At 42.6% G+C, this 14,140-nt stretch carries 12 protein-coding genes; 9 read left to right on the forward strand and 3 right to left on the reverse strand.

The window, feature by feature from the left end; translation table 11 throughout:
* The first annotated feature begins 492 nt into the window (after positions 1-492).
* The 7 genes from P2G54_RS14990 to P2G54_RS15020 all read left to right on the forward strand — a co-directional run bounded on the left by P2G54_RS14990 (position 493) and on the right by P2G54_RS15020 (position 7,667).
* Positions 493-1,965: an arylsulfatase gene (locus P2G54_RS14990; RefSeq protein WP_275872358.1), complete on the forward strand. Its 1,473-nt coding sequence runs from the start codon at positions 493-495 to the stop codon at positions 1,963-1,965.
* Between the two features lie 188 nt (positions 1,966-2,153).
* Complete coding sequence (locus P2G54_RS14995) at positions 2,154-3,860, forward strand: GMC family oxidoreductase (RefSeq protein WP_275872359.1); 1,707 nt, start codon at positions 2,154-2,156, stop codon at positions 3,858-3,860.
* Between the two features lie 45 nt (positions 3,861-3,905).
* Complete coding sequence (locus tag P2G54_RS15000) at positions 3,906-4,772, forward strand: sugar phosphate isomerase/epimerase (protein WP_275872360.1); 867 nt, start codon at positions 3,906-3,908, stop codon at positions 4,770-4,772.
* A 41-nt stretch (positions 4,773-4,813) separates the two neighbouring features.
* Positions 4,814-5,437, forward strand: coding sequence for a sulfatase-like hydrolase/transferase (locus P2G54_RS15005; protein ID WP_275872361.1), 624 nt, complete (start codon positions 4,814-4,816; stop codon positions 5,435-5,437).
* Positions 5,434-6,228: a sulfatase-like hydrolase/transferase gene (locus P2G54_RS15010; RefSeq protein WP_275872362.1), complete on the forward strand. Its 795-nt coding sequence runs from the start codon at positions 5,434-5,436 to the stop codon at positions 6,226-6,228. The genes P2G54_RS15005 and P2G54_RS15010 overlap by 4 nt, the downstream gene beginning before the upstream one ends.
* Positions 6,229-6,269: 41 nt before the next feature.
* Entirely contained in the window at positions 6,270-6,854 is a 585-nt protein-coding gene (locus tag P2G54_RS15015) for a Crp/Fnr family transcriptional regulator (RefSeq protein WP_275872363.1), read from the forward strand.
* 303 nt (positions 6,855-7,157) lie between these two features.
* On the forward strand, positions 7,158-7,667 hold the full coding sequence (locus P2G54_RS15020; RefSeq protein WP_345795478.1) for a family 16 glycoside hydrolase: 510 nt from the start codon (positions 7,158-7,160) through the stop codon (positions 7,665-7,667).
* A gap of 68 nt (positions 7,668-7,735) precedes the next feature.
* Here P2G54_RS15020 and P2G54_RS15025 read toward each other — a convergent pair whose 3' ends face one another.
* Together P2G54_RS15025 and P2G54_RS15030 are read right to left on the reverse strand one after the other, a co-directional pair.
* Complete coding sequence (locus P2G54_RS15025) at positions 7,736-8,416, reverse strand: response regulator transcription factor (RefSeq protein ID WP_275872365.1); 681 nt, start codon at positions 8,414-8,416, stop codon at positions 7,736-7,738.
* A complete protein-coding gene (locus tag P2G54_RS15030) occupies positions 8,413-9,957 on the reverse strand; it encodes a HAMP domain-containing sensor histidine kinase (protein ID WP_275872366.1) in 1,545 nt (514 codons plus the stop codon). Before P2G54_RS15030 ends, P2G54_RS15025 begins: the two co-directional genes overlap by 4 nt.
* 115 nt (positions 9,958-10,072) lie before the next feature.
* Between P2G54_RS15030 and P2G54_RS15035 the strand changes: the two genes are divergently transcribed.
* Positions 10,073-10,912, forward strand: coding sequence for a GLPGLI family protein (locus P2G54_RS15035; protein WP_275872367.1), 840 nt, complete (start codon positions 10,073-10,075; stop codon positions 10,910-10,912).
* Between the two features lie 21 nt (positions 10,913-10,933).
* The gene (locus tag P2G54_RS15040; RefSeq protein WP_275872368.1) at positions 10,934-13,609 is read left to right on the forward strand and encodes a carboxypeptidase-like regulatory domain-containing protein; all 2,676 of its coding nucleotides are present in this window, start codon (positions 10,934-10,936) and stop codon (positions 13,607-13,609) included.
* Here the strand turns inward: P2G54_RS15040 and P2G54_RS15045 are convergent.
* Positions 13,606-14,064: a heme-binding protein gene (locus P2G54_RS15045; protein ID WP_275872369.1), complete on the reverse strand. Its 459-nt coding sequence runs from the start codon at positions 14,062-14,064 to the stop codon at positions 13,606-13,608. The two genes, P2G54_RS15040 and P2G54_RS15045, sit on opposite strands and share 4 nt — an antisense overlap.
* Between the last annotated feature and the right edge of the window lie 76 nt (positions 14,065-14,140).

The raw sequence follows: 14,140 nt of genomic DNA on the forward strand, positions 1-14,140 counted from the left end.
GGATTTCTTGAATTTTTGTTGATAAAATGTTCACAAACCATTGATTTTTTGTTTATAACCTGTGTTTTTATCAGTCGATTTTGTGGGAAAAAATCAGTAAAAATAACCTGCTCAAAATTTGCAAAAAAGCCATGATTTAGCCAACTTTATACATACCAAGTAAGAGATAAAAGGCCGGAAATAAGCTTCCGGACTAAGGTTGAAAAATTGATGATAAACTATGAAGGGTTCGGCATCTTAGTATGCTTATCTGAGACGGGTTAATCCGCAGAAGTAGTATTTTCTATAGCTCTTAATTGAAATATTAAAGAGTGAGATTTTAAGACCTAAGGTTATGATTCCGGGAAACTGGATGATAGTCACAATAACTGTAGCTTGGCATGGTTTGAGGACTACGATTTTCAAGTCATGAAGAGGGAAAAATTCTAAGGAATTTCTTCCCTCTTTCTGTTTTAGGGCTATCCTGACTGGGATAAATTTTTACATTTGAATATGAAGCATTTATCCTTGTTCCCCTTTTTTCTTGTAATCTGCTTTTTGAATCTTCTGGCTTCCTGTTCAACTCCACCCAAGACTGAAGAAGAATTCTCCAATCCGAATATTGTATTTATCCTTGCCGATGACTTGGGATATGGCGATTTGGGTTTTCTTGGACAGCAGTATATAGAAACCCCCAACCTTGATCACTTGGCTAAAGAAGGGATGTTTTTCAGCAATCATTACGCTGGAGCTCCGGTTTGTGCGCCTTCGAGGTCGGCTTTCATCACCGGGCTCCATACGGGTCATACACCTGTTCGAGGGAATTTTGAAGTTCAACCAGAAGGTCAGTATCCTCTACCGGACACTCTTCAAAACCTAAGTAAAATCCTGAAAGATGCAGGCTATGTGACAGGTGCTTTTGGAAAGTGGGGGCTTGGCTTTGTCGGTACATCAGGTGATCCAATTCGACAAGGATTTGATCAGTTTTTTGGATACAACTGTCAGCGCTATGCACATCGCTACTATCCGGCATACCTTTGGGATAATCAGGAAAAAATAAATCTACCGGGAAATGGCTGGACAGAGAAATCAACTTATGCTCCGGACATGATTCAGGAAAAAACTCTGGCTTTTATTGAGGAAAACCAAAATGCCCCATTTTTTCTTTTTATGCCCATAGTGATGCCTCATGCAGAATTGGCAGCCCCGGATGATGAGCTGATGAAGAAGTATAGGGTAAAATTTGGAGAAGAAATCCCTCATATTGGCGGGAAGGGCTCGGATTATGGGGATGATATGGTGATACCTGCCTATCAGTCCCAAGCTTATCCACATGCGACATTTGCCGCCATGGTTGAGCGGATTGACCAATATGTTGGAGCTGTAATGGACAAGCTAGAGGAATTAGGTCTTGAGGAAAATACCATCGTCATATTTACCTCGGATAATGGAGCACATCAGGAAGGTGGTGCTGACCCGGATTTCTTTGATAGCAATGCTTCTTTCAGAGGATATAAAAGGGATTTGTACGAGGGAGGGATCCGAGTGCCTTTGATTGTGAAATGGCCGGGAAAGGTACAGGCAGGGAGTCATTCAGAGCATCCTTCTGCATTCTGGGATTGGTTGCCAACTTTTGCAGAAATTACAGGATCAGAAGTTCCAGAGGGGATAGATGGGATTTCATTTTTACCCACCCTGCTTGGAAATGAAAATCAATCCAAGCACGATTTCCTGTATTGGGAATTTCATGAATTGGGAGGAAGGCAAGCCGTCCTTAAAGATGGATGGAAGTTGGTCAAGCTAAATGTTAAAGACCCGGAGAAAACTCAAATTGAGTTATTTAATCTAAATGAGGATGTGTCTGAAAGCACGGATCTTTCGGGCAAATTCCCAGAAAGAGTAAAGGAGCTTGAGGCCTTGATAAATCAGGCTCACCAACCTAACCCCGTCTTCAGGCTCTTTTCATCCGAAGGTTCGGATCAATGAAAAGCTGGGTTAGGTTGTTAAATAAGTCTTTAAATCTGTAAAATCACCTAAGGCATCGAGGTTTTTGGTGAATCCTTTCCATTTGACCAGCTCAAAGCAAATTCCTACCTTTTGTAATTAAAGACTGGTAGAAAGAAAGGGTTTTTATTTCTTTCTGTCAGATTTCAAAAACTCAAAATCACCACACCATGTCAAATCTTAACCTGAAAGCCAGGCAAGAAACCACTTATGATGCGATAGTAATCGGATCGGGAGCCAGTGGAGGCTGGGCAGCCAAAGAACTTTGTGAAAAAGGACTGAAAACCCTGGTTTTGGAAAGGGGAAGAATGGTTCGGCATATTGAAGACTATCCAACAGCTTCCAAAGCCCCCTGGGAATTTGAATTTCGTGGTGTGGTCCCCATTGAGAAAAGATCCGGGATCGGTGCTGCCAACTGGAGAAGAGAGGAAACCATGCATTGGGCTTTGGCAGAAGATGAGCAACCTTATATTGAGGAAAAGCCATTTCGTTGGTTCCGTGGATATCATGTAGGGGGGAAATCCTTGCTTTGGGCGAGAGGAACCCAGCGTTGGTCTGATTTTGACTTTGAAGGTCCTGCTAGAGATGGGTACGCGGTGGATTGGCCGATCCGATACAAGGACATGGAGCCTTGGTATAACTATGTTGAGACTTTTGTAGGTTTTGCGGGAAACAGAGATGGCTTGGATGTGCTACCAGATCAGGTGGTTCAGCCAGGATTTGAACTGAGTTGTGTTGAGAAATATTACAAGGAAAAGCTCAAAGAACTCTATGGAAATGACCGGCACTTGGTGCAGGGTCGATGTGCTCACCTGACCGACCCTCAGCAAATTCACAAGGATCAGGGCAGGAATAAGTGCCAAAACCAAAATATGTGTAACCGAGGATGTGTATTTGGAGGTTATTTTTCGGCGAATGCTTCCACCTTACCTTGGGCAGAAAAAACAGGAAACTTGACCATAAGGCCTGATTCTGTAGTAGAATCCGTACTATATGACGAACAAAAGGGTAAGGCAATCGGAGTAAGAGTCATTGATCGGCATACGAAGGAAGCAATAGAGTTTTATGCGAAAGTTATTTTCCTGAATGCTTCCACTCTAAACTCCAATGCCATCTTGTTGAATTCAAAATCTTCAAGATTTCCAAATGGTCTGGGGAATGACAATGGTCTGATGGGTAAATTCATCACTTGTCATAATTACCGGGGAAGTGGAAATGCCACTTTCGAAGGTTTTCAGGATAAATTCAATGACGGTAGAAATCCCGGTCATGCTTATGTCCCTAGATTCCGGAATGTTTATCGTCAGGAAACCGATTTCCTAAGAGGTTATGCCATCGGCATGTCAGCAAGCAGACAATTGGATGGAAATGGAGAATTGATAGGTGATGAATTAAGGGATAATTTGCTCAATCCTAAATATGGTTTATGGAGCATGGCAGCTTGGATGCAGGGAGAGATGGTGCCTGAAGAATCCAACCACATCCGTCTTTCACCAGATGAAAAAGATAAATATGGAATCCCAAAACTCATCATGTCGGTGGAGTGGAAAGAGAACGATGATAAGATGACCCAGGATTTTGTAGAGCAGCAAAGCGAAATGTTTGAGCGAATGGGCTTCAAAAATATAAACGTTATTGATCGTAAATCACCTCCCGGCTCGGATATCCATGAAATGGGTGGAGTCCGGATGGGTAATGATCCCAAAACCTCTTTGCTCAATAAATACAACCAACTTCATCATTGTAAAAATGTCTTCGTAACGGATGGTGCGAGCATGACCAGTGCAAGTACCCAGAACCCTACACTGACTTTCATGACTTTGACGGCCCGAGCGGCAAATTATGCAGTGGAGGAATTGAAAAAGCAGAATCTTTAATTGTCAATTGATTATTGAAATATCAATTGACTTAAAATAAACCCTATGAAAAAAACCTATTTCCTATTGATCCTGGCCTTGGCTTGGACCCTGTTTCCACAAGAATCTAATGCCCAGAAAAAGGGCGATCCCATGTTTCAAGTTCCTTTGGGGATTGCATCTTACACTTTCAGGAACCATTGGAAAAATGGAGTAGAACCTACCTTAGATATTATCCAACAAATGGGTTTTACAGAATTTGAAGGTGGAGCACCTCAAGGCGTAAGTCCAGAGGAGTTTAAGAATATGTTGGCAGATCGGGGGATTTCCATTCCCTCAACCGGGACAGGTTTTGAGCAATTGGAATCAGACCCACAAGCCGTGGCTGATCGGGCAAAAGCATTGGGAGCCAAGTATGTGATGTGTGCCTGGATTCCTCACAAGCGGGGTCAGTTCTCCAAGGAGGACGCAGACCGTGCGATCAAGGTATTCAATGAAGGTGGAAAAGTACTGAGGGAGAATGGAATCACCTTCAAATACCATGTCCATGGGTACGAGTTTCAGCCCTATGGAAACGAGACCCTATTTGACTATTTGGTAAAAAACACGGATCCTAAATATGTATCCCTACAAATGGACGTGATGTGGACGCATTTTGGTGGAGGAGATCCGGCGGCTCTGTTGAAAAAATACGGCAAACGATGGGTGTCTTTGCATCTCAAAGATTTCAAAAAGGGAGCTCCTAAGGATATGACCGGACTCACAGGACCTGAAAACGATGTGCCTTTGGGTGAGGGAGAATTGGATTTTCCGGCCATTCTAAGAGAAGCCAATAAAATCGGCATCAAGCACATGTTTATCGAAGATGAAAGCGACCACGAACTGGAGGCTTTGCCCAAAAGTATTGCGTATCTAAGAAGTCTAAAGTATTAATTTGAAGTCCGGTTTTCCGGACTTTTTCTTTTATTGTCCCTATGAAATGTTCATTACTATGTTTGGCTTTGGTTTTTCTTGTCAACCAGGCTTTTTCACAGGAAAATAAAAAACTGAATGTACTCCTGATCCATGTGGATGATTTGGGGGCTACGGATCTGGGTATTTTTGGAAGTGATTTTTATGAAACACCCAATTTGGATCAATTGGCAAAAGAGGGGATGAGGTTTACGCAATCTTATGCGGCAGCCTCGATTTGTTCTCCTTCCAGAGCGGCTTTGATGACCGGGAAATATCCAGCTAGAATCGGGATTACCGATTGGATTCGGGCAAAATTTCAGGGGTATTCCACTTCTGGATTACCCGGGGAATACGAGGAGTTTAAAGATAAACCGTTGAAGACTCCAAAGATTCAAGGTTTTCTGCCCTTGGAAGAAAAAACGATTCCTGAACGACTGAAACCTTTGGGATATACCAGTCTTCATGTCGGTAAGTGGCATTTGGGTGAGGAAGGAATCCATCCAGAGGACCAGGGTTTTGATGTGAATATTGGAGAAATGATCTGGGGCAACCTCCCAGCTATTTTGATCCTTACATCCCTCAAACCCCACGAGAATTTTACCAAATCAAAAATTTACCCCCTCGGAAAACCGATGAATTCTTGACCGATCGGGAATCTGACGAAATCATCGGATTTTTGAAGAGCAATTCCAAAAAGCCTTTTTTTGTGCATTGGGCGCCCTATGCGGTGCATACTCCGATCATGGGGCCTGAGGGATTGGTGGAAAAATACCGTCAAAAAACTCCCGGACAACAAAGAAACCCGGTGTACGCAGCTTTGATTGAAAACCTGGATAGTAATGTTGGAAAGCTACTGGATTACCTAAATCAAACAGGATTAAGAGAAAATACCTTGGTGATTTTCACCTCAGATAATGGGGGGCTTATTGGAAACAAGAACAATCCTGTAACCTGGAATATCGGCTTAAGGGAGTATAAAGGATATCCTTATGAAGGGGGGATTCGCATTCCGACTATTGTCAGTCTTCCCAATCAAATTCCATCCAATGTTTCCTCCTCAATGCCTACCATCTCCATGGATTGGATCTCCACGATCTTGGATGCCTTGGGTGAAAATCCAAACCAAGCTGGTTTTGAGGGAAGTAGTCTTTGGCCAATTTTGATCGGGGAAAAAGAGGAGTTGAATCGAGATTTATTCTGGCACTTTCCACATTATCGGGAACCGGATGTGACTCCCCACACCATCGTTAGATCTGGAGATTTCAAGATGATTTATTATTTCGAAGGGGAAAAGGTTGAGCTTTTTGACTTGAAGAATGACCCGATGGAAGAAAATAATCTCTCTGGAAAAATGCCTGAAATGGTTTCTGGATTAAAAGCAAAGATCGAATCTTGGTGGGAAGAAACTGGGGCCAGATTGCCGGTAGAAAAGTGAGTTCTAAATTCTAGATCATATTTTATTGATTAATTTTCTCTATGATTAACCAGGATTTGATTCAGTATTTGGAAGGATTCATGCCGTTTTCCTCAAAGGAAAGGGAATTGATCGATGCCAAATTTTTTCCAAAGAAAATCAAGCGTAAGGAAAAACTCCTGAAAGCTGGAGAGGTGTGCAAAGTCTACACCTTTGTGGTGAAAGGCTGCTTTCGGATGTATGGGGTTGATGACAAAGGTTTTGAGCACAATATTCAGTTTGCGGCAGAGAATGATTGGATTGCTGATATTTCCAGTTTTTACACCCAGAAAACTAGCCAACTGAATATCGAAGCGCTGGAGGTCTCAGAAATCCTTCAGGTTCAGCAGCAGGATCTATTCTTTCTTTTTATCGAGGTGCCCAAGCTTAACCGGATTTTTAAAGTGATGATAGAGCACAAGTACATCGAGCTTCAGAATCGGGTCCTGCAAAACTTCAGTTCCACTGCTGAGCAGCGGTATTTGGACTTCTTGGAACAGTATTCCCATTTAAGTAATCGACTACCCAATACCCAAATTGCCTCGTACTTGGGAATCACCCCTGAGTTTCTGAGCAAAATCCGGAAGAATATCCAAATCAAAGGCTGATTTCTTAATCTAGGTTAAGGGTAGGGATGAGCCCTTTTTAGGAATTTTGTGGCATCAGTTAAATAAAATGACATGAAAATTCTAAATACATTTTTGCTGACCTTGGGAATAGGATTTCTTGCAAATGCCTAAGTACTCAAACTCAAAAACCAAGAGTTTGAACTTCACAATGTCACCGGCGAGATCGTTAAATTCCAAGGCAAAAAAGTACTAAAGATAGAACGCGATCTTAATGCAATTCCTTTTGATTCTACACGAGTCGAAGCAACGGTCGATGAGCCTCACTATGCCCGATTGATTGGCTTGGAGGATTTTGAGAATGGTACAATCGAAGTAAAAATGTACAGCCAATTGAAAGACCCAGCTCCATATTCCGGAATCGCAGGATTTATTGGTCTATTTTTCAGAGTTGCACCTGATGATTCTGCTTTTGAAAGCATTTATGTACGGCCAAAGGTTGGAAGGTCCTCCAATCAGCGATTTAGAAACCATGCAGTGCAGTATTTTTCCTATCCGGATTACAAGTTTGATACGTTAAGAAAGATCGCTCCCTATCAATATGAAGGATCTGCTCCTGTGGCCTTGAACGAGTGGATCACCATGCGAATTGAAGTTAATGGAGAAACTGCTGAGCTTTTTATCAACGACCTGAAGTATTCTTCCTTTATCGTGGACAAAATGGTGGGCAAAACCAAGAAAGGCTTTGTAGGTCTCTATGTCGATATCGGAACGATCGGGTATTTCCGGGATTTGAAAGTAACCAAGCGAGCTTTACAGGTGAAGAAGGCAGGGGAAAAGGAGATTGCGATCTAAAAAGGTCTACTCATTAAATTTATATTTTGAGCCTTTCCAAAGCTTCGTGTTTTGGAAAGGCTTTCTTGTTAACACACCAACTTAAACCCATACCCCCGCACATTCAGGATCTGGATATTTGGGTCGTCCTGGAGTTTTTTGCGGAGCTTGGTGATAAAGACATCCATGCTGCGGGCATTGAAAAAGTCGTCTGAACCCCAGATTTGATTTAGAATCAGCGTCCGATCAGTGATGTCATTTGCATTTTCCAAAAGCATTTGAAGCAGTTGGCTTTCCCGAGCGGTAAGGGGTGTTTCAGTTTCTTCCAATTTGAGCAGTTGACGAGTGGGATGAAATTCATACTTGCCCACTCCAATCCAGTCGCTTTGATTTTGTCGGGTTCGGAGTCGATCCAAATGGGCCTTGATCCGTACGATCAGTTCCTCCATGCTGAAAGGCTTGCGCACGTAGTCATTGGCTCCCAAGCCAAAGCCTTTGACCACATCCTCGGTCTGACTCTTGGAAGTCAGGAATATGATCGGAGTATGGGGATCGATTTTGCGGATTTCGGCAGCCAGAGTAAATCCGTCCTTTTTGGGCATCATCACATCGAGAACCAAAATATCTGGCTTTTGGGCCTGATAGGATTCCCAGGCTTTTTGCCCGTCGGGACATAGGCGGACTTTGAAATCCCGGCTTTCCAGACTTTCCTGAATGATCATTCCGAGGGCCAGTTCGTCTTCTGCCAGCAGTACGTTGATTTTGCTCATGGCCAATAAGTGATAAAGGTGGTGGAGTTTTTCCCGGTTTCGAGTTCGATTTTGCCTTCGTGCTTCTCCAGGATTTTTTTCACGTAGTACAATCCGATTCCAAAGCCTTTGACATCATGGATATCGCCTTTCGGTATTCGGTAAAACTGCTCAAAAACCCGCTCCTTTTGCTCAGAACTGATATTTCCTCCGTTATCATGGATTCGGATTTTGTTCAGCCCATTCTGATCCAAGCAAATTCTGATTTCATTTCCCCCATATTTATTGGCATTATCCAGAAGGTTGGAGAGAGCATTTTCAAAATGGAAAGGATCAGCGTAAATAGGCTTGCAATTCGCCGGAAGAATCAGGTCAATTTGCTTCTCCGGTGCCAAAGTCTGAAACTTCTGGACGAGTTGGCGTAAGAGAGGTTCCGGATCAATCGCCTCTTTTTTCAATACCAATTGATCGGTATCTAAGGTTGCCGTTTCCAAAAGCTTTTCCACCATCTGGTTGAGTTTGTGCATTTGTGACTTGGAAATCCCAAGATATCTCAAGGTTTTTTGTGGGTCATTTCCGGGATTAAACTGCTCAATTCCCTCAATAGCAGAAAGGGTCGTGGCAATCGGAGTTTTAAACTCGTGAGTAATATTGGCGATCAAGTCCTGCTTGATTTCAGCGATTTCCTTCTGGTTTTTGATGGTTTGGTAGAGGTAATAGAAGGCAAAAGCTATGATGGCCAAAAATGCCAATGAGGTTAGCAATTCCACCAGACCTCTCTTCAAAATTGTGGCGGCGGTATTTTCAAAATACATCATCAAACTCTGACCAGCAGGAAGGAAAGTTGATCTCGAAACAGTCTTAAATGGCATTTTCGGAGTATTGGCAAGGAGCGTGCTGTCTTCTTTGGAATTTCCTCCTAACTGAACCAATCGGTAATTAATATGGATTCCTCGCCGTTCCAGTTCCTGGAAAAGGAAGCCATTGATTCTGTCAAAATCCAAGCTATCTCGTGTGATGGAAATAATGATTTTACTGGTTAGGAATTTGAGTTGATCGATGCTATCCGTTTGATTTTTTCCAAAGAAAATTTGAAGATCATTTTTCCTGTCTACCGCTATTCGTTTGGTAGAGTCCACGATGATTAATTTGGAGGAAGTATCAGATTTTATTTCGGACCAAAAAATGGAATCGAACCCTTTTCCGTTCGATTTACTTAAAGTTTCAAAAATTTTATTGTGTTCCGTTACCCTATTCAAGAATCCCCCCAAGGTGTCCACATGATCAATTTTAACCTTTGTGATCCGACCGGAATTTGAAAGGCTATCTAGATTCTGAAAGTCTTCCGGTCCGGAAAAATCAGTAATGGCCACAAAGTCAGTTTTTGCCAAGTCCGCATAGTAATTCTCCACCGCATTGTCCAAGCTTTCCTGAATGTCACTGGTTAATTGGGACTGAATGACCTTAAACTGGGAAACCATGCGCCACGCCTGAATGCCAATCGCAAAGAGTAAGGTCACTCCGATCAGAATACCAATTCGCTTGAATTCCAGCCTTTTCATTTTGCTAAATTAGGGGCATTATTAAAGGGATAAAACCCACCTTAACACACGTTAACAGTGCTTAACGCAGTGTTTTGGAATGCTTATATTGATTTGCATGGTAAACGAAACAAGTATGAAAGTAAAATTTATTCTATTTATCTCCCTTTTCGCCGCTGTCACCTTGACATCAGAAGGATTTGCACAAGGGATTACGGGAAGAGCCTATTATAAGTCCTCCTCTACTTTCAAATTTTCGTTGGACTCCACTCAGATGGCTCCGGAGCAAATGGCAGAAATCCAGGCCCAGCTTAAAAAGCAGATGGAGCGGGAATACGTATTGTCATTCAATCCAATCGAATCCAACTGGAAGCAAGTTGAAAGTTTGGGGGGAGGCCCGGCAACAGCTTCTTCAGGAGGGATGCAAATTGTGATCAATACAGGTAGCCAGGATCGGGTATTGTATAAAAACATCGCTGACCAAACTTTTGAACAGGAGCAGGAAATCATGGGAAAGGAATTTCTGATCAAGGACGCTCTGGAGAATGCCGAATGGGAATTGACCGGGGAGACCAAACAAATTGGGAATTATTCTGCCCAAAAGGCCACGTATACACGGATTGTGGATTCCCAGCGATTTTCCACCGGAATGACGGAAATGGAAAATGTGAAGGATACCATCCAAGTGACGGCTTGGTTTACACCCGAAATTCCGGTTCCACATGGCCCTGAAAATTATTTTGGATTGCCAGGATTGATTCTGGAATTGCAAAACTCCGGCAGAACGCTCATCTGCGAAAAAATCGAGTTGAATCCTTCCGCCGAACCTGTGGCCATTGTCAGACCCAAAAGAGGAAAAGAGGTGACCCGGGAAGAATTTAGAGAGGTTCAGGAAGAAAGTATGAAGCAGATGATGAACCGTTACCAGGGTAAACCAGGAGAAGGAAATCAGTTCACGATCAGAATTGGCAACTAATACCAAAAAGCAAAACCAACTATGCCTTTTTTGAACCGGTTTTTTGTGATTCTCTTTTTTACGGGAATTACCTTTTCTGCTTTTGCCCAAAATAAGCCCCTTGTGGGTCAGGTTTTGGATTCGCTTAACCGTCCCATTGCCTATGCCAATGTGGTCGCCATCAACCAAAGCACTCAAAAGATCGGAGGCTTTGGTATTTCTAATGACGAAGGACGATTCAAAATCACCTTGGCTCCAGGCAATGAATATTTGTTGCGGGTATCTTTTGTGGGTTATCGACAATTTGAAATGCCTGTAAAGGAATGGGATTCTGAAGTCCCCATGTTGATCGTTTTGGAGCAGGCCGATACCGAGTTGGGTTTGGTGGAGGTGGTTTCGGAATTGCCTGTCACTATGAAAGGGGATACGCTGACCTACAAAACGGATGCTTTTACAACAGGAAATGAGCGGAAACTGGAAGATGTTTTAGAAAAGCTACCGGGCTTTCAAGTGGACGAAAACGGGGAAGTAAAAGTTCAGGGTAAAAAGGTGGATAAAGTGCTTGTGGATGGCAAAACTTTCTTTGATGGAGATACCAAATTGGCCACCAAAAACCTGCCTGCAAATGCTGTCGATAGAGTCCAGGTATTAAAAAACTTCAATGAAATCGCTCCTGTTCGAGGTTTGGACAATGACGAGACTTTAGCCTTGAATATTCAGTTGAAGGATGGGAAAAAGAACATGGTTTTCGGTGATTTGACCGCCGGGGCAGGACCTAAGGAAAGATACCTTGGACATGCAAATACCTTCTACTATGCTCCAAAATTGAATATAAACCTCATCGGAGGAACCAACAATGTAGGCGAGCAAACCTTCACCTTGCAGGATTATTTCCGATTTAGTGGAGGAATGGCTGGTCTTGGTGGAAGATCAGGCTCCAGAGTTCAGTTCAACAGCGATGATTTGGGTATTCCCATGGCCACTCGCACCAATGCCTTTGATCTGAAAACTACCTTGGGTGCCTTGAATTTTAATTTTTCACCCAGCAAAAAGTGGAGACATTCCGGTTTTTTGATTGCATCCACTTCAGATAATCAACTTGGAAGTTCTTCCCTTCGGACCTACCTAAATTCCGAAGAGAATACCCAGGAGGTTTTGAATTCTGCAAGTCGGGTCAATAATAAATCGGGTTTGGGGAAATATTCCTTGACCTATACCCCAAAAGAAGAAACCTACCTGAAGTACAGCTTCTTTGGAAAACTGTCTGATATTGAAAACAGCAACTGGTTGAACTCTACAGTTGGTCAAAATCAGCAAAATATCGGAGCAGTAAATACCAGAAATCCATACAGCTGGCAGCATCGGTTGGATTGGTTTCATGCTCCCAATGAAAGCCATGTTTTTTCCATGGAATTTAACGCGGAAAGGAAATTCAACGATCCTCTTTTTGATTTAACCTCCAACCTAAAGCCTTTGGCAGGAATGTATCCGATTCAGGATTCGGAATCTTACCGATTTTTCCAAAATCAGGAAATTAGTAGCCATACCTTGGAAGGAGCTTTGAATTACTATTACATCTTAAACCCTACCAATCATTTGAACTGGTCTTTGGGATATCAAAACCTTTTTCAATCCCTTACCGGTAATTTGAATCAGGAGGGAAGTCAGGAAAATTTCGAGGAATTTGACAATGACAATGAATTTGGCCTTCAGGACTTTTATCTGGGGATGACTTGGAAGACCAAGTGGGGAAAATGGATTATCAGTCCTTCCGCATATTTACATCGATACGCTTGGAGAGACCTTCAATTTACCGATGAAATGAATTTTGATAAGACTCTGATTCTTCCGGGACTTTATACGAAGTGGAATATTAAATCCAACAAATCCCTGACCTATCGATTCCAAACAGAAGCCAATTTCATGGATATCCAAAAGCTTGCTCAGGGGTATGTTTTACAGGATTACAATGCCATTTTCCAGGGAAACCGAGCGCTTGACAATGGACTGTTTTCCAACCATAGTTTGAGTTATAATCACTTTGACATGTTTTCCGGACTGACTCTTTTTGGAAATATGAATTACCAAAGAAAGCGAAATGAAATCACCACCATCACTGATTTCTCCGGAATTAACAGGCTGTTGAGTCTGATCAATGTGGAACCGATCAATGAAACTTTGAATGGAGATATTCGACTGGATAAATCCCTCAATAAAATGAAGTTTGAGGTTGGAGGAAGATGGAATGCCTATAAAACCAATTTGTTTCTTGGGAATCTTCCCACTGAAAACAGACAGTTTTCACAAACTTATGATACCAAGTTGACAACGACTTTTTTCAAAGTTTTGGAGGTGGATTTGGGATATGCGATTACTGCCAACAATTACAATTCAGGAAATATTCAGAACACCTTTACCACCCATAGCCCAAAGCTGGAAATCGACTTGGATATCTTCAAAGGGTTAAAGCTCAAGTCTGATTATACCTATAATGCCTACCTCAACAAGGCTACCGGAACTCAAAGCGATTTTGATTTTCTAAATGCTTTTTTGATTTACCAAGGGAAAAAGAGTCCATGGGAATTCCAACTTTCTGTTTGGAATATCCTGGATACCCGATCCATTCGTAGAGATAGCTTTAGCGAAAGCCTGATCAGTACCTATTCTTACTTAGTGCAGCCTAGGTATGGGCTGTTCACTATCAAATGGGATATTTAATAAGCTGCCAATCCAGCTGCAGCGATGATTCCATCTTGTGCAGAAGTGACACCGGATACGCCAATTGATCCGACGATTATCCCGTCTTTGAAAATTGGAAGTCCTCCTTCCACACCTACAGCGCCAGGAAGTCCACCTATTCTGGCGCTGCCTTCACCTTTCATAGCATCTTCAAAGACTTTTGTGGGCCTTTTGAAATAGACAGCGGATTTCGCTTTGGCCTGGGCTACATCCACGCTGCCGATTTGTACGCCATCCATTCGGATCAGGGAAAGCAAATGGCCTCCATCATCCAAGATGGCAATGACTACGTTCCGGCCTTCTGCCTTGGCTTTTTCCTCAGCGGCGGCAGTAATCCTACGGGCATCTTCAAGATTGAGATAGGGTTTGGTTTGGTTTTGGGCGGCTGTAACAAAAGGCAGGCTCAGAAAGAAAAGAAGGAGTAGGTGCTTCATGTGATTGTTGGAATAAGTAGAAACGGAAATTACTGAAATTCCCTGATAGCCCCTTACATTTCTTTTTTAAGGCTTT

The sequence above is a fragment of the Algoriphagus sp. CAU 1675 genome, assembly GCF_029222925.1.
Taxonomy (GTDB): Bacteria; Bacteroidota; Bacteroidia; order Cytophagales; family Cyclobacteriaceae; genus Algoriphagus.

Coding starts and splice junctions, on each gene's coding strand:
- P2G54_RS15005 (WP_275872361.1), top strand. CDS start 4,814: ATGAAATGTTCATTACTATGTTTGGCTTTGGTTTTTCTTGTCAACCAG.
- P2G54_RS15015 (WP_275872363.1), top strand. CDS start 6,270: ATGATTAACCAGGATTTGATTCAGTATTTGGAAGGATTCATGCCGTTT.
- P2G54_RS14990 (WP_275872358.1), top strand. CDS start 493: ATGAAGCATTTATCCTTGTTCCCCTTTTTTCTTGTAATCTGCTTTTTG.
- P2G54_RS15025 (WP_275872365.1), bottom strand. CDS start 8,416: ATGAGCAAAATCAACGTACTGCTGGCAGAAGACGAACTGGCCCTCGGA.
- P2G54_RS14995 (WP_275872359.1), top strand. CDS start 2,154: ATGTCAAATCTTAACCTGAAAGCCAGGCAAGAAACCACTTATGATGCG.
- P2G54_RS15030 (WP_275872366.1), bottom strand. CDS start 9,957: ATGAAAAGGCTGGAATTCAAGCGAATTGGTATTCTGATCGGAGTGACC.
- P2G54_RS15035 (WP_275872367.1), top strand. CDS start 10,073: ATGAAAGTAAAATTTATTCTATTTATCTCCCTTTTCGCCGCTGTCACC.
- P2G54_RS15000 (WP_275872360.1), top strand. CDS start 3,906: ATGAAAAAAACCTATTTCCTATTGATCCTGGCCTTGGCTTGGACCCTG.
- P2G54_RS15040 (WP_275872368.1), top strand. CDS start 10,934: ATGCCTTTTTTGAACCGGTTTTTTGTGATTCTCTTTTTTACGGGAATT.
- P2G54_RS15045 (WP_275872369.1), bottom strand. CDS start 14,064: ATGAAGCACCTACTCCTTCTTTTCTTTCTGAGCCTGCCTTTTGTTACA.